Here is an 18,816-nt window from a genome sequence, read left to right as displayed (position 1 = left end):
GCCTCACGTCCGGGCCGGGGTGGTGTAGCCGCCCCGGTGGTGCACCAGCGGCGGACCGTCGTCGCCGTCGCCCAGGGCGAGCGGTTCGGCGATCACCAGGGTGTGGTCGCCGACCGGGATGCGATGCACCACCCGGCAGAGCAGCCGGCCCAGCACTCCGGTCAACAGTGGCACCCCGAACGGGCCGGTCGTCCAGTCCGGGTAGGCGGCGAACCGGTCGATGCCGCTGGTGGCGAAGACCGTGGCCGCCTCCCGCTGCCCGGCGGCCAGCAGGTGGACCGCGACGTGTTCGGCGCGGGCCAGCACCGGCCAGCTCGACGACGCCGTGCCGAGGCAGAACGAGACGAGCGGCGGATCGAGAGAGACGGAGGTGAACGAGGTGGCGGTGAAGCCGGCCCGGACCGGTTGGCCGATCGCGCCCGGTCGGGCCCGGCCGGTGGACCGGGCCACCGCGGTCACCACCGTGACGCTGGTGGCCTGCCGGCGCAGCAGCGCGCGGAACAGGTCCCGGTCCACGGGTCGCAGCGCGGTGGCGTCCGTCGCCGGTCGCTCCACGGTGGTCATGCCGGCACCCGGGCCGGCGCGGCGTGAGCGATGAGGAGGTTCTCGTCCGGCGGCAACATGAACCCATGCTGCCGACGGCGCAAGCGACCGGTCAACGGTCTTCCAAAAGATGAGACTTGCATCGCTGACGATGTTACGGAGCCGCTCTAGCTGCGTTTATCGCAGCGCAACACCTACCTGATGGATAGGGGTTTGCGCGTCGTGGCGGCACACCGTCCACCGGGGACGACGAGGGGGTTTCGGAATTCGCCCGTTCGGGAATGTTCGATCTCGACACGGCAGGGAACGGTGACGAGGGGAGAGCTCCGATGGGCCTCATGTTTCGCAAGCGCAAGAAGTACGGTCCGATCATCCTGAACTTCACCGAGAACGGCTTCTCCTCGTGGAGCATCAAGATCGGCCGCTGGTCCTGGAACTCGAAGGCCCGCGCACACCGCGTCGACCTGCCGGGGCCACTGTCCTGGAAGCAGGACAAGGCCCGGTCGTAACGACCCGGGAGTCGAGCGGGGCGCCGGTGATGCACCGGCGCCCCGCTCGGCGTCTGCCCCCATACCGCGTCGATCTTGCACTTTCGGTTGTCGTTACGCGCGGGAATGTCCCTTGTGTCGCCGCAGAAAGTGCAAGATCGCGGGGGTGTCAGGGGGTCGGGGTGATGAGCTCGTCGCCGGCTAGGCGGCCGGACTCGCGTTCGCGGGTTGCTTTGCCCTCGTTTAGCAGGGTCATCAGGGCCTGGTTGGCGTCGGTGGCGCGGTAGACGGTGGCGGTGACGGTGTGCCGCCGCAGCTCGGTGACCGGGCGCGGCCCACCTCGGCGCAGCTCGGCCAGCAACTCGCGGGCCAGCGGTTCCCGGTCCGGCTCACCGGCCACGTCGACGGGTGGGCCCGCCGGGTCGGCGGGGTCGCGGTAACGCACCCCGAGATCTCCGCCGACCGCCCAGAGCGCGTCCCGGACCGCCTCCAGACTCCGGTCCGACCGGCTCCCGAACGCGACCACGCCGACCGCTCCCCCGTCCGCCGGCAGCACCGGCGTCACCTCGGCGACCAGGGGGAAGCCGGCCAGGCCGAGGGCCGAGCGGGCGCTGGTGGCGGCGTGCAGCAGCACTTCGCCGTTGCGGCCGTTGGCGCAGGCCCGGAGCACCTCGGCGTGCGCCGGGCCGGACAGCTCGAGGAAACAGAACGACGGCGCCCCGGCCGCCGAGGCCGCCTTCAGCGCGACCGGCAGCCGGGCCGGACCGCCGGGAAGCAGGTGCACGGTCACCTCGGGAGGTAACTCCGCCTCGACCGGGCCCAGCCGGGCCGGCAGGTCGGCGTCCTCGTCCGCCAGCACGAGGATGGTCACCTGCCGACCGCGTACCTGTGCGGCGTGACCGGCGACCGCCCGCAGCGCCGCCTCCGCGCCACCCCCGTCCGCGCCGGCCCAGGCCAGCGCGACGGTCACCCGCCGGGAGCGGTGCAGGGCGGCGGGCAGCCAGGTCGCCAGGTGGCGGACCAGCAGCTCGCGGAGGAAGTCGGCGGTCCGGTCGGTTGGCACCGGTCCGTTCTACCCTATGGCCGTTCAGGCCGGGACGGAGATCCCCACACCGCCGCGCGTCTGCCCGCCGTAGCGCTGCCGTTCGGCGTTCAGGTCGAGCCGCGAGATCTGCTTGCGGGCCGCCAGCGCGGTGTCGTCGAGCAGGTCGGCCGGGACCAGCCACACCACCTCGAACTCCAGACCGTCCGGGTCCCTGCCGTAGAGGCTCTTGGTGGTGCCGTGGTCGGACGTGCCGACCAGGGCGTCGGCGGCGGCGAGCCGCTGGGCCGTGGCCGCCAGCTCGTCGAGCGTGTCGACCTCCCACGCCAGGTGGTAGAGCCCGACGGTGGTCCGGCCGGCGGTCGAGCGCCCGGCGGCCGCGCCGACCTCGAACAGGCCGAGGTCGTGGTCGTTGGTGGAGTCGGGGGCCTGGAGGAAGGTCGCGCCCCGGAAGCCGTCCGGGGTCATCTCGACCGGGGTGAAGCCCAGCACGTCGCGGTAGAAGGCGACGCTGCGGGTGAGGTCACTGACGTAGAGAACCGCGTGGTTGAGCCGATGAATACCCATGACCCCACCGTAGCGTCAATTTGTTGAGCGTTCAACCATCGGGAGTATGATGGTCGTCATGACCCGCTGGTTGAACCCCGACGAGCAGCGCACCTGGCGCGCGTTCCTCGCCTCCTCCCGGGCGCTGATGGACACGCTCGACCGCGAGCTGCAACGCGATGCCGGCATGCCGCACGCCTACTACGAGATCCTGGTCCGGCTCTCCGAGGCTCCGGGCCGACAACTGCGGATGAGCGAACTGGCCGACGCCGCCGGGTCGTCGCGCAGCCGGCTCTCGCACGCGGTGGCCCGCCTCGAGCAGGCCGGCTGGGTGCGCCGCGAGGACTGCCCCACCGACCGGCGCGGGCAGATCGCGGTGCTCACCGACGACGGTTTCGCCACCCTCGCCGCCGCCGCGCCCGGCCACGTCGAAGGGGTACGCCGGCACCTGTTCGACGCGTTGAGCCCTGCCCAGGTCGACCAGTTACGCCGGATCAGCGAGACGTTGGCCGAGCACCTGAGCAGATCCTGACCGATCGACACCGGCGCGGGTCTTGTACTTACCGTCGTCGGATGAGCACGATGGGGCGTGTCCTCCGGCTTCGACGAGTTGACTGACCAGGCGCACCACCTCGTGTCCGCTGGCGACATGGCGGGTGCGCAACGGCTGCTCTCCGACGCGCTCACCGACGCCGACCCCCGCCCGGCCAACGCCACGCCGGAGTTGGCCGAGGCAGCCAGCCTGCAGGCGCGGGTGCTCGTGGCCCTCGGCGAGCCGCACTCCGCCCGCGGCTGGGCCGCCTTCGCGTACGCGGCCACCACCCGGTTGCACGGTCGCTCCGACCCCCGCACGGTGGCCGCCGCCGCGACCCTGGCCGCCGTGCTGCACCGGGTGGGCAGCCACTCCCGGGCCGCCCGGCTCTACCAGGACGTGATCATCGAGCTGACCGCGCAGGACGGCCCGGAGTCGTTGCGGGTGCTGGCCGCCCACGCCGACCTGGCCACCGTCGAGTACGCCCGCGGCCAGTGCACGGTGGCCCGCGACCGCCTCCAGGACGCCTGGGAGCTGCACCGCGAGGTGTACGGCGACGGCCACCCCAGCGGCATCAAGATGCTGGCCCGGCTCGGCTCCATGCAACGTGACTGCGGGCAGTTCGCCGAGGCGCACGACAACCTCGCGCTGGCCCGTGAGCTGTGCCGGCAGCATCTGAGCGCCGACGACCCCCTCGCCCTCCAGGTGGCGGCGCTGGCCCGGGCGGCGGCCAACCCCGACCACGTCTGCGCCGACGACGACGCGTCCGCCGTCCGGGACGCCCCGGTGGTGCCGGCCGCGCGTACCCCACCGCAGCCCGACCCGCCGCTCAGGGCCGCCTACCACCCGCCGGCCCCGGCGGACCCGGAGCCGGCCGGTCCCGCCGGCCGTACCGACGAGGGCCTGGCCGGCACCGGGGTCGCCGGCGGCGGCGCGGTGCCGAATCCACGGGTACCGGCCGACGAGCCGGACGGCTCCCCGGACTTCCGCTGGCCGCCGACCGACGACGCCGACGAACCGGACGTCCGCTGGCCGCCCGCCGACGACGCGGCGGGTGCGTCGGAGGTCCGCTGGCCGCCGGCCGACGAACCGGACTTCCGCTGGCCGCCGGACCCGGCGGACGAGCCCGTCCCGCACCCCACCACCGCGCCGGTGCCCCCGTCGGTCGCCGGGTTCACCGGCGGCACCGAGGAGTCGTCCGGCGTGTACCGGCTGTACCGCCCCGGCGCGTCGTCCGAACCGGACCGACCGTCCGCGCCGCTGACGCCGTACACGCCGTCGCGGCTGCTGCCGGTGCCCGTGCACCGGGCGCCGACGCCGGCCCGCAACAAGCTGGTGCCGGTGCTGGTGGCCGGCGTGGTGGTGGTGTTGCTGGGCACGGCGGCGGTGATCGCCGGCGTGGCACGCGTCGGCGACGGCGACGACCCGAAGTCCGGGCCCGCACCGAGCGCCGACCCGAGTGGCACGACCGCACCGCCGACCGCCGGCACCCCGGCCGCCGGCACGGCCCCGCCGGCAGCCGCACCGGGCACCCCGCCCGGCACCGTGTCGCTGCGCGACAACCGGGACAACATCGCCCTGCGCTGGACGTACCCGGCCGGCGGCGAGGGACCGGTGGTCGTCTCCGCCGGCCGCGCCGGGCAGGAGAAGACCGCCATCGCCACGCTGCCCGCCGGCACCGACAGCTACATCGTGTACGCGCTGAACCGCACCAACGACTACTGCTTCACCGTCGCCGTCGTCTGGTCCACCGACACCGTGGCGAGCGCCGACCAGGTCTGCACCCGCCGCCGCTGACGTCGGCCGTGCTCACCCTCGGGCAACCTCCGCCGGTGGCTCGGGTCCGGTCGGCGTCGCCGGGAGCAGCAGACGTACCCGCAGACCGGATGGGCCGTCGGCATCGGCGAGGGTGATGGTGCCGCCCGCCCGGCGGACCAGCTCCCGGACGATGGCGAGGCCGAGGCCGGCGCCGCCGTCCTCGCGGCCCCGACCGTCGTCCAGCCTGGTGAACCGGTCGAAGACCCGGCCCCGGTCGGCCGTCGGGATCCCCGGGCCGTCGTCGGTCACCGTCACCAGGTGGTACGCGGCGTCGTGCGGCTCGGCCGCGAGGACGACACTGCCCCGCGCGTGCCGGACCCCGTTGTCGACGAGATTGGCCAGCACCCGCCGCAGCTCGGCCTCGTTACCGGCCGTCCACAGCGGCCCGGACGACGACACCACCCGCACCGGCGGCGTCGGATACCGGGCCGCGACCTCGGTCACCAGCACCGCCAGGTCCACCGGGCCGGTCCCCCGCGCCGCCGGCATCTCGTCCAGGCGGGCCAGCAGCAGCAGGTCGTCGACCAGCCGGCTCAACCGCTCGGCGTCGGCGAGCAGGTTGGCGGTCACCGCCGTCCAGTCCGTCCGGTCCGCGAGCCGCTGGGCCACCTCCAACTCGGTACGAATGTTCGCCAGCGGGCTGCGCAGCTCGTGCGCGGCGTCCGAGACGAAGGCCCGCTGCCGGGCCCGGGCCGACTCCAACCGGTCCAGCATCCCGTTCAGGGTCACCGCCAGCCGGTGGATCTCGTCGGCGGAGGCGGGCACCGGAAGTCGACCGGCGCCGGCCCGACCGGTGATCTCCTCGGCGCCCCGGCGCAGCGCCTCCACGGGTCGCAACGTCGCGCCGACCACCCGCCACGCCACCCCGGCCAGGACCACCACCAGCAACGGGAACGCCACCAGCAGGATGGTCCGCACCACGTGCGTGCTCTGCCGCACGTCGGACATCGAACGGGCGACCAGCACGGTGAGCGGGTCGGCCGCCGTGCCGGCGGGTACGGCGACCACCCGGACCGGCCCGCGGAGCCCGACCCGCTCGGCGGGGACGTCCAGACGTTGCCGCTGACCGGCGTGCAGCCACTCGGGGCGGGCCATCGGGACGAGCCGGTCCGCGTCGATCGAGGCGGCCCGGACCCGCCCCTGCGCGTCGATCACCTGGACCCGGACCTGCCCGCCGGCCACCGGCAGCGGGTCGGGCAGCGCGTCCTCGGCGGCGAGCAGGGCGACCGCGTCGGCGGTCCGGAACGCCTCGGTGTCCACGTTGCGCTGGAGCACGAAGCGCAGCGCGCCGAGCAGCACCACCCCACCGAGGGCGAGACCGACGGTGAGCCCGAACACGCCGAGCGCCAGGAGGCGGCCCCGCAGGCCGAGGCCGTGCAGGCCGCGACGGGGCGACCAGCCGCGCGGCGGGTCGGTCGACGTCACGTCGCCAGCCGGTAGCCGGCGCCCCGGATGGTCTCCAGCCGATCCCGGCCGAGCTTGCGACGCAGGTAGCCGACGTACACCTCGACCACGTTGGGCGCGGTCTCCAGGCTGGCGTCCCAGACGTGGTCCAGCAGCTCGATCTTGGAGATCACCTGGCCGGGTCGGCGCATCAGATAGTCCAGCAGGGCGTACTCGCGTGCGGTCAACGTCACCTCGGCGTCGGCCCGGGTGACCCGCCGACGGGCCGGATCGAGCCGCAGGTCGCCGACCGCCAGCACGGTGGGGCGCTCCGGCGCTCCCCGGCGCAGCAGCGCCCGCAGGCGGGCCAGCAGCACCACGTACGAGAAGGGCTTGGTCAGGTAGTCGTCGGCACCGCAGTCCAGGCCGTCGGCCTGGTCGTACTCGCCGTCCTTGGCCGACAGCATCAGCACCGGCAACCAGTGCTGCTCGGCCCGCAGCCGGCGCACCACCTCGTAGCCGGAGAGCCCGGGCAGCATGACGTCGAGGATCATCGCGTCGTACCCGCCGTGGCGGGCCGCGTCCAGGCCGGCGGGACCGGTCGGTGCCACGTCGACCACGAACCCCTCCGCCTGTAGGCCGCGTTGCAGGGCCGCCGCGAGCCGGGCCTCGTCCTCCACCACCAACAACCGCACGGCTCAAGGGTGCCACCTGGGTCAATGCCGCAGCTTCGGCGTCCTCAGCGCCCTCACAGCGCCGAGGAGGCAGGATGTCGGGCAGGAGGTGTGCACCATGTCGATCCTGAGAAGCCGTCCCGTCCTGCGCTGGCTGGTCCCGGTGGCCGCGGGCGTCGCCGTCATCGGTGGTGGCGCCGCCGTCGGCACGTTCGCCGCCGAGGCCGAGCCGAGCCTGCCACCGCGTACCGCCGCCCAACTTCTGGTGGACCTGCAGACCTCCTCGCTCCAGGGCATGTCCGGGACGGTCGTGCAACGTGCCGACCTCGGCCTGCCGCCGCTCGTCGGGCTGGTGCCCGGCAACGACCTGACGGCCCTGTTGACCGGCACACACACCCTGCGCGTCTGGTACTCCGGCCCGGACCGGCAGCGGGTCGCGCTGGTGGACACCCTCGGCCAGCGGGACATCATCCGCAACGGTCGGGACCTGTGGACCTGGGAGAGCCGCGGCAACACCGCCCGGCACCGCACCCTGGGCGGGGCGACGGCCACCGCGAAGCCCGCGCCGGAGGCGACGCCGAGTCTCCCGGCCACCCCCCGGGAGGCCGCCGACCTGGCGTTGAGCGCGATCGACCCGAGCACCGAGGTCAGCGTCGGCCGCTCGGCCACCGTCGCCGGTCGGGACGCCTACGAACTGGTGCTCGCGCCGCGTGACCGTGGCTCGCTGGTACACCAACTCCGGATCGCCATCGACGCCAGGAAGCACGTACCGCTGCGGTTCGAGGTGCTCGCCGCCGGCAGTGACCAGCCGGCCTTCGAGATGGCCTTCACCCAGATCGACTACCGCCGCCCCGACGCCGACCAGTTCGCCTTCAACCCGCCGCCGGGCGGGACAGTCACCGAGGAGACCACCGAACGGCCGCACCCGGGCCGGCCGGCGTCCGCCGTACCGGGCCGGGACCCGCAGGTACGGACGGTCGGCGAGGGCTGGACCACCGTGCTGGTCGCCCGCCTCGACGCGGCCCCGGCCGCAAAGCCGGCCGCCGGCGCGGCGGATGCCGACGTCTCGAAGCTGCTCGGCGGGCTGCCGGCGGTCAACGGCGACTGGGGCAGCGGACGGCTGCTCACCGGCAAGCTGTTCAGCATCCTGCTCACCGACGACGGACGGGTGCTCGCCGGGGCGGTCACTCCCGAGCGGCTGTACCAGGCGGCACGCGGCTGATCTTCGGACACTCGTACGCCGGGTCGACCACACGGTCGGCCCGGCGTACTCGTGTGATGTGCGTCGGCCCGGTCGGCTTGGTGACAGCGGACGCGACGCGCTATCTTCGACAATTCGAGGGCACAAAAAAGAACGGCATTAAATGCCGTTCTAGCATTGGATACTAACGTTTAGGGAGACGGCTTGTCAAGGCACTCCGGCGGTACCGGTGAATTGCCGGTCGACGACGAGATCGGCCGCGAGCAGGAGTACGTCTCGATGCTCTACGACCGGCTGGACGGGCTGCGTGAGCAGGCCGCCCACCGGCTCACCGCCGAGCTGCGCAACACCGGCGGCACCCTGCAGGACCGCTCCCAGCGGGACAGCTCCGTGGCCATGTACGCCGACCAGGTCGAGCAGTTCTCCGCCGTGGAGAATGGCCTCTGCTTCGGGCGGCTCGACGGCGACGACGACTCCCGCCGCTACATCGGCCGGATCGGGATCTTCGACACCAGTGGCGACTACGACCCGCTGCTGATGGACTGGCGTGCCCCGGCCGCCCGGCCGTTCTACCTCGCCACCGCCGCCAACCCGCAGGGCGTACGCCGCCGGCGGCACCTGCGGACCCGCCAGCGCAAGGTGACCGGGCTCAACGACGAGGTGCTGGACATCGACAGCGCCTCCCCCGGCGGGCACGAGGAACTGACCGGTGAGGCGTCGCTGCTGGCCGCCCTCAACGCCGGTCGTACCGGCCGGATGCGCGACATCGTGGAGACCATCCAGGCCGAGCAGGACCGGATCATCCGCGCCGACCTGCCCGGCGTGCTGGTGGTCCAGGGTGGCCCCGGCACCGGCAAGACGGCCGTCGCGCTGCACCGGGCGGCGTACCTGCTCTACACGCACCGGCGGGAGCTGTCGAGCCGGGGCGTGCTGCTGGTCGGGCCGAACGCGACGTTCCTGCGCTACATCTCCCAGGTGCTGCCCACCCTGGCCGAGACGGGCGTGCTGCTGCGTACCCAGGGTGATCTGTTCCCCGGGGTGAGCGCCCAGCGCGCCGAGCCGGCCGAGGCCGCGGCGCTCAAGGGTCGCGCTGTGCTCGCCGAGGTGCTGGCCCTCGCCGTGCGGGACCGGCAGTGGGTGCCGGACGAGCCGCTGGAGATCGAGGTGGAGCGCGAGGTGCTGACCCTCGACCCGGAGACCGTGCGTGCCGCGCGGGACCGGGTACGCCGCACCGACCGGCCGCACAACCTGGCCCGGGCGCTGTTCGACGTGGAGATCGTGCACGCGCTCGCCGACCAGGTGGCCGAGCGGATCGGCGCCGACCCGCTGGGCGGGGACAACCTGCTCGACGAGGCCGACCGCGCCGAGATCCGCCGGGAGCTGCGGGACGAGCCGGAGGTACGGGCCGTACTCGATCGGTTGTGGCCGGTGCTCACCCCGCAGCGCCTGCTCGCCGACCTGTACGCGGACCCGGACCGGATCGCCGCCGCCGCGCCCATGCTCACCGACGACGAGCGGGCGCTGCTGCGCCGCGAGCCGGGCGGCTGGACGCCCGCCGACGTGCCGCTGCTCGACGAGGCGGCCGAACTGCTCGGCGAGGACGAGCGGGCCGCCGCCGCCCGACGCGAGCGCATCCGCCTGATGGAGCGGGAGTACGCCGAGGGCGTGCTGGAGATCGCCCGCGGTTCCCGCTCGATCGACGTGGAGGACGAGGCCGAGGGCGGCGAGATCCTCGGCGTCACCGACCTCATCGACGCGGACCGGCTGCTGGAACGGCAGGAGGAGGCCGACCGGCTGACCACCGCGCAGCGCGCCGCCGCCGACCGCACCTGGGCCTTCGGTCACGTCATCGTGGACGAGGCGCAGGAGTTGTCGCCGATGGCGTGGCGGCTGCTGATGCGCCGCTGCCCGAGCCGGTCGATGACGATCGTCGGGGACGTGGCGCAGACCGGCGCGCTCGCCGGGACGCCCTCCTGGGCCGACGCCCTCGCCCCGTACGTGGCGCAGCGGTGGCGGCTGACCGAGCTGACCGTCAGCTACCGCACGCCGGCCGAGATCATGGCGGTCGCCGCCGAGGTCCTCACCGAGATCGACCCGGCGCTGCAGCCACCCCGCTCGGTGCGGGAGAGCTGCGTACCCCCGTGGGACCGGGCGGTGCCCGACGAGCAGCTACCCGCCGAGCTGGTGGCGGCGGTGACCCGCGAGGCCGCCGGGCTGACCGAGGGCCGGGTCGGCGTCATCGTGCCGGCCAGCCGGGTCGACGCGCTCGGCGCGGCGCTGACCGCCGCGCTGCCGGAGGCCACCGTGGGCGAGAACCCGGAGCTGGAGAGCCGGGTGGTGGTGCTGACGGTGGCCCAGGCCAAGGGGTTGGAGTTCGACTCGGTCCTGGTCGTCGACCCGGACCGGATGGTGGCCGAGTCGCCGCGCGGACGCAGCGACCTGTACGTCGCGCTCACCCGGGCCACCCAGCGTCTGGGCATCCTGCGCCCCTGCCGCTGACCCGCCCACGTCGCCCCCGCCGACCGGTCGGCCGGCGGGGGCGCGGCGGACTCACCGCCGATCGGTGGAACGGTCCTGGATGGACTTGGCTGGGCCCGTTGCCGACGTGGACTGGTCGCTGGTGCCGCCGCCCGTCGGGGTGCTCATGCCACCGGTGGTGGCGTCGCCGGTGGTCGTCGGCGCCACCTTGCCCGGGTGTCGCTCGGGCTGGCGGGCCACCCGGCGTACGCTCGCCGGCCCGGCGGTGCCGCCGGTGGTGGTCACCGCGCCCTGACCGCCGACCGGGCCGCCGTCGTGCAGTACCCGCGGGTCGACCCGTTCCTGCGCCGGGTCGAGCGGGTCGTCTCGTTGGAGTTGGGTCTCCACATCGGTGCGGGGCACTGTCACCTCGTCGAGGGCGCCCTCGCCGTACACGCCGCCGGCGATCCGGTTCTCGGCCCGGCGGGCGGCGTCCTGCCGCATGTCGTCCTCACGCACGTCCATCACCTCGCAGAAACTGTGGAACCGACTGCGTGCCCGGCCACCCGCCGGCCAAACCCGCAGCGCCCGTGCGACGACCCGGAACCGGACATCCGCCCCGATCGGTCGTGTTGCGGGCACGGCCGCGCCCCGTCGATGCATTTTCCGAGGTGGGGGTGTTACCTGCTCAGGGCAGTCGGGTAGTCGGGGGGCGTCCCCGCCGTGCAAGCGAACCGTGCCGTGGCCGAAACGCGGTAGCGGGGCGAGGGAAGGCAGGTACGACTCATCGCATCCTGAGGAGGACCAGATGAGCACGCAGGCTGCTTCCACCAGGCCGATGAACCGGCCCATGAACGACCCGCAGAACCCCGCCATGATGCGGGACACGCAGCAGATGCCGGCAATGCGCGACGGACACCGTGAACCCGTGCCGGCGCCGGGTACGGAGACCAAGCAGGCGTTCCTGACCACGGAATTCTGGGTCTACGCCGCCGCCGTCGCCCTGCTGGTGATCGCCGCGTTCTGGAAGGGCACCACCGCCAACGGGTTGAACATCAACAACCCGAGCCAGACGTGGCTGTTCCTGAGCATCCTGACCGGTGGATACCTGGTCAGCCGGGGTCTGTCGAAGGCCGGCTCCGAGCGCCGGTCCGGCCGGGAGCGGAGCATGCGCGGGCGCTGACACCCCGTCCGTAACAGTGGCCTCCGGGAGAACTCTCCCGGAGGCCACTGTCGTCAGCCGAGGTGTTACTCGTCGCCGCCGAAGTCGCCGAAGTCGCCCTCGAAGGCGTCCTCGATCAGCTCGCCGGCGATCATGCCGCCGGCGACGCCGAGCGCCGCGCCGGCGACCATCCCGCCCACACCCATGCCGCCCCGGCCGTGACCGTGACCCGGCCCGTAGCCGTGACCGTGGCCGTACTGGGACCGCAGGCTGCCGTAGCGGGACGTGGTCTCGCGCAGCCAACCGTCGACGATCTGCGCCCAGTCGACCCGATCGACGTCGGCGTGCGACACCTGGTAGCGGCCGAACGCGTCGTGCCCGGCGCTGAGGAAGCCGCCGCGCTTGTCGCACTCCAGGATCACGTCGACGCCGTACTGGTTGGTCACGAAGGTCAGCTCGACCTCGTTGATCGTGCTCGCGTACTGCGGGGACGCGAAGAACTCGATCTCCTGGTAGAACGGCAGCGTCTGCTGCACACCCCGGATGTGGCCGCGCTCCAGGTCAGCGGACTTGAACCGGAAACCGAGGCGCTGGAACGCCTCCAGGATCCGCTCGTGCACCGGCAACGGGTGCACCGCCACATGGTCCAGGTCGCCCTTGTCGACCGCGCGGGCCACCGACAGCTCGGTCCGCAGGCCCATCGTCATGCCGTGCAGACGCTGGCCGTACACGTCGGTGATCGGGGTCTCCCACGGCACCGGAAGCTGGAACGGGATCGACAGCTCCTGCTTGGGCGCGAGCTGGAACGCCCCACTCACGGCCATCCGGTGGAACTCCATCGTGCCGGCGTACTCCGTGTCGTGGCCCTCGACCTCGACCCGGGTGACCAGGCCGATCACCACCTGCTCGATGGCTGCCGGGTTGTCACCGCCGACGATTCTGACCTCACCGTCGAGGGTCAGGCCGGGCCGGGTGTTGGGGTTGGCCAGCACGGTGTCCACGCTGGGACCACCCACACCGAACGCGCTCAACATCTTCTTGAAGACCATCGGAACTCCTGTGCGACAGCCGACCGCTCCACCATGGAGTCGGACGTTGACTCACCGCGCACCCTATCCAGACCCCCTGTGAGATGGCTGTGAGCGCGCCGACCGCGCTCGATCGCGCGCCGCTCGCGCGTGATCGACTCGACATCGCCGAAGTTGGGCTATCAACCCGACGCGGACACCCCGTTGTCGGCGATGTGGAGTTGATCAGCGCTCGGCCGCGGCTCGGGCCGGGCCCAGGTCCGCGATCGCCAGCTCGGCCGCGCGCTCGGGATCGTCGCCGGCCCGCCGGAGCAACCCGTCGACACACCAGTACGCCGAGCGGTCGACGCCGTCGGTGATGTCGAGGTTCAGGTCGAGATCGCACCGCTCGCCCGCGATGGTGACCGCCCAGTCGGGCCGACGCCGGTGCACGGCGAGCAGCAGCCGCCACGCCAGGTCGTTCCGCCGGTCGCGTCGCAGCGGATCGCACTCGCGCAGGGCCTCGGCGACGTGGTCCTCGTCGGGATCGAAGCCGGCCAGCAGCGGCAGCAACGACGGATTCGCCAGGTAGGCGGCGGCCTGGACGGTGAACGTGTGGACCTCGTCCTGGGCGAGCAGCTCACGTACCAGGGGAAGCGCCCGGGCGTCCCGCCGCCGGGCCAACCCCCGGGCGCCCTCCGCGCGTACCTCCGGGTCGACGTCGCGGGTACGGTCCCACAGCGCCCGCCGGACGGCGTTCCCGTCCGCGGTGCTCAGCCAGCCGAGCCCGAACGTGGCACACTCCCGCACCCGCGCGTCGGGATCGGCGCAGAGGTCGATCAGCACCGCCTCGCCGGCCTCGGCCGGCGGATCGTCGAGCACCATCGGCACCGCGACGGCGACCTGGAACCGTACGTCGCTGTCGGAGCTACGCGCGAGGGTGACCAGGGTCGGCAGGGCGCGAGGATCGCCGGTGGCGCCCAACGCACGCGCGATCGACCAGTGCACCTCGGGATCGGTCTCGCTGCCGGCCAACGAGATCAGGGCCGTCGCGGCGTCCGCGCGCAGGTCGTCGCCGTGCACCTCGCTCGCGAAGCCGAGCAGGTCGCACGCCGCCGCACGCACCACAGGGTCCGGATCGTCGAGCCGCCCGACGGCCAGCCGCACGGCGTGCCCACCCGAACCGCCCCACCCGGTCCCCGCCCACCCCCGCCCCGCCTCGTCGATCATGGAGTTGTGGTGGGGGACCAAACGCCCGTCCGTGACCGACCCGGGCACCACAAGTCCATGATCGACGACCGCCTGCCGGAGCAGCTCCGATCCGTCGTCGGTGTCGCCATGCTCGATGGTCCGGCGCAACCGCTGTACCGCGCGGTCGAACAGGTCCGCCACCTCGTGCGCTTCCACGGCCACGATGGTGTCCGCCGGCCGGTGGATGCCGCCACCGAATACTGATCAACTCGACTTCGCCGAAGTCGGGCTATCAACCCGACCGGGACACCCCGATATCGGCGATGTCGAGTCGATCACCGACCTGTCGGCGCCGCTCCTAGCCGGGCTCCACGACGACCAGTTCGCCGACCTGTTCGCCGATCGTGGTGCGCGCCTCGGCGGGCATTCCGATGTCGGTGATGAGGACGTCGGCCGCCTCCATCGGGGCGATGGTGGCGATGCCGATCGTCTCCCACTTGGTGTGGTCGGCGAGCACCACCAGCCGGCGGGCCGCCCCGATGAGGCAGCGGTTGACGCCCGCCTCCAGCAGGTTCGGCGTGGTGAAGCCGGTACGGGGGCTCAGCCCGTGCACGCCCAGGAAGAGCAGGTCGACGTTGAGCGCGCTGATCGCCGCCTCGGCCACCGGGCCGGTCAGCGCGTCCGACGGGGTACGGATGCCACCGGTCAACACGACGGTCTGGTCGGCGCGCGGGTTCTGGTAGAGCGCGTCGGCCACCGGGATCGAGTTGGTCACCACGGTCAGCCCGTGCACGTCGGACAGCAGGGTGGCCAGCGCGGCGGTGGTCGTACCGGCGGAGAGCGCGATGGCCATCCCCGGCTCCACCATCGTGGCGGCCCGCTCGGCGATGGCCCGCTTCTCGGCCTGCTGGCGGATCGACTTCGCGGCGAAGCCGGGCTCATCGGCCGAACCGGGCCCGGCCAGCGTCGCGCCGCCGTGGACCTTGTCGACCAGGCCACGCTCGGCCAGCACCTCCAGGTCGCGCCGGATCGTCATGTCGGACACGCCGAACCGGCTGACCAGGTGGCTCACCCGTACCCCGCCGCGCTGGCGGATCAGGTCGAGGATGGCGCTCTGCCGCTGCTGGGCCAGCATCTGGGGGACCTCCTTCGCACCGTGGCCGTCGCGCACGTCAAGAGCGATCCTCGCGGACCACGGCCACCTCGCCGGCCGGCACTGTCAGCTCACCGGTACACCGCGTTCCGGTCAACAGCTCGGTGCCGCTCGCGGTGACGCGTACCTCGGTGTCGGTGTGGTTGATCGCGAACAGCCAGGTCCGCTCGCCGTCGCGGCGGCGGACCACCTCCACCCCGCTCGGCGCCTGCGCCGCCGGACGGACGCCGGCCTCGTCGAGCAGCCGGGCGACCAGCCGGTCGGTGCCCGGCTCGTCGAGCCGGGCGCCGACGTACCAGGCGGCGCCCGCGCCGACCGGCCGCCGGGTCAGCGCCGGCACGCCCGGCAAGGGCCCATCGGTGTACGACGCCAGCACCTCGGCGTCGTCGGCGTGCAGCCACTCGGTCCACACGTCGGCGGTGCTGCCGTCGTCGAGCCCCACCCGCTCGCCCTCGCGCAGGGGGAAGAACTCCTCCGTGCGGACGCCGAGCAGGTCCCGGAACGCGCCGGGGTAGCCGCCGAGGCGGATGTGGTCGTTCTCGTCGACGATGCCGCTGAAGTAGCTGATCGCCGCCGTGCCGCCGGCCTCGACGAATCGGCGCAGCGCCTCGACGTCGGGATCGCGGACGAGGTAGAGGGTGGGCGCGAGGACCAGTCGGTAACCGCTGAGGTCGGTCGACGGGTGGACGATGTCGGCGGTCACGCCGGCCCGCCACAGCGCGCCGTACAGGGCGTTGAGGCGGTCGGCGTACGTGACGTCGGCGCTCGGGTGGGAGTCCAGCTCGACCGCCCACCACGCCTCGTAGTCGAACAGGATCGCCACGTCGGCGTCGACCCGGCTGCCGCGTACCTCGGCGAGGGCCTTCAGGTCCGCGCCGAGCTGGCAGACCTCGCGGAACACCTTCGTGTCCGGGCCGGCGTGCGGCACCAGCGCGGAGTGGAACTTCTCGGCGCCGGCCCGGGAGGCCCGCCACTGGAAGAACAGCACGCCGTCGGCGCCCCGGGCGACGTGGGCCAGGCTGTTGCGGCGGAGCTGGCCGGGGAGCTTCGCCACGTTGCGCGGCTGCCAGTTGACCGCGCTGGTGGAGTGCTCCATCAGCAACCAGGGCTCGCCACCGGCGACGCCCCGGGTGTGGTCGGCGGCGAGCGCCAGCCCGAGGTGGGCCTGCGGGTCGGCGGCGGTCAGGTAGTGGTCGTTGGAGACGAGGTCCACGTCGCCGGCCCAGGAGTGGTAGTCCATGTGCTTGGCCATGCCGACCATGAAGTTGGTGGTGACCGGCTGGCGGACCAGCGTTGTCAGCACCTCGCGTTCGGCGCGGAGCTGGGCGCGCTGCTCGTCCGAGGAGAAGCGCAGGAAGTCGAGCTGCTGGGTGGGGTTGGCGAACGTCGGCGCGGTGCGCGGCGGGTTGATTTCCGCCCAGTCGCCGTAACGTTGGCTCCAGAAGGCGGTGCCCCATGCGTCGTTGAGCCGGTCCAGGTCGCCGTATCGCTCGCGCAGCCACCCGCGGAACGCCTCGGCGCTGACGTCGCAGTAGCAGTGCACGTTGTGGCAGCCCAGCTCGTTGGAGATATGCCACATGACGACGGCGGGATGCTCGGCGTACCGGCCGGCGACCGCGCGCACCAGCTCCAGGGACCGCTCGCGGAAGACCGGCGAGCTGGGGCAGTACGCCTGCCGCCCGCCCGGCCAGAGGATCGCGCCGTCGGCCCGGCGGGGCAGCGTCTCCGGGTGTGCCCGGGCCAGCCAGGGCGGTGGACTGGCGGTGGCGGCGGCCAGGTCGACCTGGATGCCTCCGTCGTGCAGGAGGTCGAGCACCCGGTCCAGCCAGTCGAACTCGAACCGACCGGGGTGGGGTTCCAGGAGAGCCCAGGAGAAGATGCCGACGGAGACCAGGTTGACCCCGGCCCGGCGCATCAGCTCGACATCCTCCGACCAGGTCTGTTCGGGCCACTGCTCAGGGTTGTAGTCGCCGCCGAAGTAGATGCCGTCGCCCTGCCATCGCCGCATGACAGGTGAGGGTGCACCCGCCGCCGACCGAAGTCAACAGGTTCCAACATCGACTATCTTTCCAACGTTTACCTCGTAACATCCATATCACGACTGGGTTATCAGAGGCGAACAGCCCTCTTGACAGCGGCCTATGGACGGGTAGCTTGAGGCCCCAACTGGCCGATCGTGTTCGCCAATGTGGATTCTCGGTGGATCACGATGCGTATGCGTCAGGCCGGACCGCTCCTCACCACAGTTGACCCTTGGGCGTAGCACCTCTTCATCCGCAGGAGGCACAGATGTCCCGTCCCCGATCGCAAGCCGAATACCTGGCTCGGCTCGTACCGCCCTCCGTCGCCGGTATCAACCGACGGTCGCTGCTGGCCGGCGCGGCCGGCACGGGCGCGCTGCTCAGCACCGGTCTGCTCGCCGGCTGCGGCGACGACTCCGGCTCCGGCGAATCCAGTAAGGACGTCACGCTCGGATCGAACCAGTCCGACCCGAAGCCCAAGGATGTCCTCGCCAAGATCACCGACGCGTTCAAGACCTCGTCCGGCGTGCAGGTCGCGACCAACACGGTCGACCACAACACGTTCCAGGAGAACATCAACAACTACCTGCAGGGCAAGCCGGACGACGTCTTCACCTGGTTCGCCGGCTACCGGATGCGCTTCTTCGCCCAGAAGGGCCTGGCCAGCGACATCAGCGACGTGTGGGGCAAGCTCTCCGGCTTCTCCGACGCGTTCAAGAAGGCGTCCACCGGCGACGACGGCAAGCAGTACTTCGTCCCGGCGACGTACTACCCGTGGGCGGTCTTCTACCGCAAGTCGGTCTGGAAGCAGTACGGCTACCAGATTCCCACCACCCTGGACCAGTTCACCACGCTCGGCGCGCAGATGAAGAAGGACGGGCTCACCCCGATCGCCTTCGCCGACAAGGACGGCTGGCCGGCGATGGGGACGTTCGACATCCTCAACCTGCGGATCAACGGCTACCAGTTCCACATCGACCTGATGGCCGGCAAGGAGGCCTGGACCTCTGACAAGGTCAAGAAGGTCTTCGACACCTGGGCCGGTCTGCTCCCCCTGCACCAGCCGGACAGCCTCGGGCGCACCTGGCAGGAGGCCGCGCAGTCGTTGCAGCAGAAGAAGAGCGGCATGTACCTGCTGGGCCTCTTCGTCGGCCAGCAGTTCAGCAACGACGAGCAGGACGACCTCGACTTCTTCACCTTCCCCGAGATCGACCCCGCCATCGGCGCGAAGGCCCTGGACGCCCCGATCGACGGCTACATGATGGCCCGCAAGCCGAAGAACGAGGACAACGCGCGCAAGCTGCTGGAGTACTTCGGTGGCAAGGCCGCCGCGGACATCAACCTCAAGAACGACCCGGCCGTCCTCGTCGCCAACAGTGGCGCGGACGTCGGCGGCTACACCGCGTTGCAGAAGAAGGCCGCCGAACTGGTCGGCTCGGCCACCGAGATCGCCCAGTTCCTCGACCGGGACACCCGGCCGGACTTCGCCTCGACCGTGATGATCCCGGCGATCCAGCAGTTCATCAAGAACCCGAAGGACATCGACGGGCTGACGTCGTCCATCGAGAACCAGAAGAAGTCAATCTTCACTGACTGAC

Annotated in this window: 18 protein-coding genes; 8 read left to right on the top strand and 10 right to left on the bottom strand. The window is 72.3% G+C overall.

The features are described from left to right. Positions 1–3: 3 nt before the first annotated feature. Positions 4–564: a flavin reductase family protein gene (locus tag ACN263_RS07465; RefSeq protein ID WP_422739073.1), complete on the bottom strand. Its 561-nt coding sequence runs from the start codon at positions 562–564 to the stop codon at positions 4–6. 308 nt (positions 565–872) lie between these two features. On the opposite strand from ACN263_RS07465, the gene ACN263_RS07460 reads away from it, so the two are divergent. Next, the gene (locus ACN263_RS07460) at positions 873–1,052 is read left to right on the top strand and encodes a DUF4236 domain-containing protein (RefSeq protein ID WP_088990736.1); all 180 of its coding nucleotides are present in this window, start codon (positions 873–875) and stop codon (positions 1,050–1,052) included. A 148-nt stretch (positions 1,053–1,200) separates the two neighbouring features. Here the strand turns inward: ACN263_RS07460 and ACN263_RS07455 are convergent, their stop codons facing one another. Further along, entirely contained in the window at positions 1,201–2,094 is an 894-nt protein-coding gene (locus tag ACN263_RS07455; RefSeq protein WP_422739072.1) for a hypothetical protein, read from the bottom strand. Positions 2,095–2,118: 24 nt separating this feature from the next. After that, a complete protein-coding gene (locus ACN263_RS07450) occupies positions 2,119–2,640 on the bottom strand; it encodes a VOC family protein (RefSeq protein ID WP_422739071.1) in 522 nt (173 codons plus the stop codon). Positions 2,641–2,689: 49 nt separating this feature from the next. Here ACN263_RS07450 and ACN263_RS07445 point away from each other — a divergent pair, with 49 nt between their 5' ends. Then, positions 2,690–3,151, top strand: a complete 462-nt coding sequence (locus ACN263_RS07445) for a MarR family winged helix-turn-helix transcriptional regulator (RefSeq protein WP_422740629.1) — start codon at positions 2,690–2,692, stop codon at positions 3,149–3,151. A 117-nt stretch (positions 3,152–3,268) separates the two neighbouring features. Then, on the top strand, positions 3,269–4,948 hold the full coding sequence (locus ACN263_RS07440) for a tetratricopeptide repeat protein (RefSeq protein ID WP_422740628.1): 1,680 nt from the start codon (positions 3,269–3,271) through the stop codon (positions 4,946–4,948). A 12-nt stretch (positions 4,949–4,960) separates the two neighbouring features. On the opposite strand, the gene ACN263_RS07435 is transcribed toward ACN263_RS07440, so the two are convergent. Together ACN263_RS07435 and ACN263_RS07430 are read right to left on the bottom strand one after the other, a co-directional pair. Next, positions 4,961–6,319, bottom strand: coding sequence for an ATP-binding protein (locus tag ACN263_RS07435; RefSeq protein WP_422740627.1), 1,359 nt, complete (start codon positions 6,317–6,319; stop codon positions 4,961–4,963). Between the two features lie 71 nt (positions 6,320–6,390). Then, positions 6,391–7,047 carry a response regulator transcription factor gene (locus ACN263_RS07430; RefSeq protein WP_422739070.1) on the bottom strand — a complete coding sequence of 219 codons (657 nt, stop codon included), beginning with the start codon at positions 7,045–7,047 and terminating at the stop codon, positions 6,391–6,393. A 97-nt stretch (positions 7,048–7,144) separates the two neighbouring features. Here ACN263_RS07430 and ACN263_RS07425 point away from each other — a divergent pair, with 97 nt between their 5' ends. Next, the gene (locus tag ACN263_RS07425) at positions 7,145–8,248 is read left to right on the top strand and encodes a LolA family protein (protein ID WP_422739069.1); all 1,104 of its coding nucleotides are present in this window, start codon (positions 7,145–7,147) and stop codon (positions 8,246–8,248) included. Between the two features lie 258 nt (positions 8,249–8,506). Further along, complete coding sequence (locus ACN263_RS07420; RefSeq protein ID WP_422740626.1) at positions 8,507–10,726, top strand: HelD family protein; 2,220 nt, start codon at positions 8,507–8,509, stop codon at positions 10,724–10,726. Between the two features lie 51 nt (positions 10,727–10,777). Here ACN263_RS07420 and ACN263_RS07415 read toward each other — a convergent pair whose 3' ends face one another. After that, complete coding sequence (locus ACN263_RS07415) at positions 10,778–11,203, bottom strand: hypothetical protein (RefSeq protein ID WP_422739068.1); 426 nt, start codon at positions 11,201–11,203, stop codon at positions 10,778–10,780. A 289-nt stretch (positions 11,204–11,492) separates the two neighbouring features. Here ACN263_RS07415 and ACN263_RS07410 point away from each other — a divergent pair, with 289 nt between their 5' ends. Continuing rightward, entirely contained in the window at positions 11,493–11,867 is a 375-nt protein-coding gene (locus ACN263_RS07410) for a hypothetical protein (protein ID WP_422739067.1), read from the top strand. 65 nt (positions 11,868–11,932) lie between these two features. On the opposite strand, the gene ACN263_RS07405 is transcribed toward ACN263_RS07410, so the two are convergent. Both ACN263_RS07405 and ACN263_RS07400 read right to left on the bottom strand, forming a co-directional pair. Beyond that, positions 11,933–12,895, bottom strand: coding sequence for a sporulation protein (locus ACN263_RS07405; RefSeq protein ID WP_422739066.1), 963 nt, complete (start codon positions 12,893–12,895; stop codon positions 11,933–11,935). A gap of 204 nt (positions 12,896–13,099) precedes the next feature. After that, positions 13,100–14,083 carry a HEAT repeat domain-containing protein gene (locus tag ACN263_RS07400; RefSeq protein ID WP_422739065.1) on the bottom strand — a complete coding sequence of 328 codons (984 nt, stop codon included), beginning with the start codon at positions 14,081–14,083 and terminating at the stop codon, positions 13,100–13,102. A gap of 57 nt (positions 14,084–14,140) precedes the next feature. Between ACN263_RS07400 and ACN263_RS07395 the strand changes: the two genes are divergently transcribed. After that, positions 14,141–14,308: a hypothetical protein gene (locus tag ACN263_RS07395; RefSeq protein WP_422739064.1), complete on the top strand. Its 168-nt coding sequence runs from the start codon at positions 14,141–14,143 to the stop codon at positions 14,306–14,308. A gap of 94 nt (positions 14,309–14,402) precedes the next feature. Here the strand turns inward: ACN263_RS07395 and ACN263_RS07390 are convergent, their stop codons facing one another. Together ACN263_RS07390 and ACN263_RS07385 are read right to left on the bottom strand one after the other, a co-directional pair. Then, positions 14,403–15,179, bottom strand: a complete 777-nt coding sequence (locus tag ACN263_RS07390) for a DeoR/GlpR family DNA-binding transcription regulator (RefSeq protein WP_422739063.1) — start codon at positions 15,177–15,179, stop codon at positions 14,403–14,405. A 37-nt stretch (positions 15,180–15,216) separates the two neighbouring features. Then, positions 15,217–17,205, bottom strand: coding sequence for a beta-galactosidase (locus ACN263_RS07385; RefSeq protein ID WP_422739062.1), 1,989 nt, complete (start codon positions 17,203–17,205; stop codon positions 15,217–15,219). A 281-nt stretch (positions 17,206–17,486) separates the two neighbouring features. On the opposite strand from ACN263_RS07385, the gene ACN263_RS07380 reads away from it, so the two are divergent. Beyond that, positions 17,487–18,815: an ABC transporter substrate-binding protein gene (locus tag ACN263_RS07380; protein ID WP_422739061.1), complete on the top strand. Its 1,329-nt coding sequence runs from the start codon at positions 17,487–17,489 to the stop codon at positions 18,813–18,815. Position 18,816: the final 1 nt, after the last annotated feature.

Source organism: Micromonospora sp. WMMD729 (assembly GCF_049315225.1).
Taxonomy (GTDB): Bacteria; Actinomycetota; Actinomycetes; order Mycobacteriales; family Micromonosporaceae; genus Micromonospora.
The sequence above is the reverse complement of the archived record's forward strand: the minus strand, read 5'-3'. Positions and strand labels throughout refer to the sequence as shown.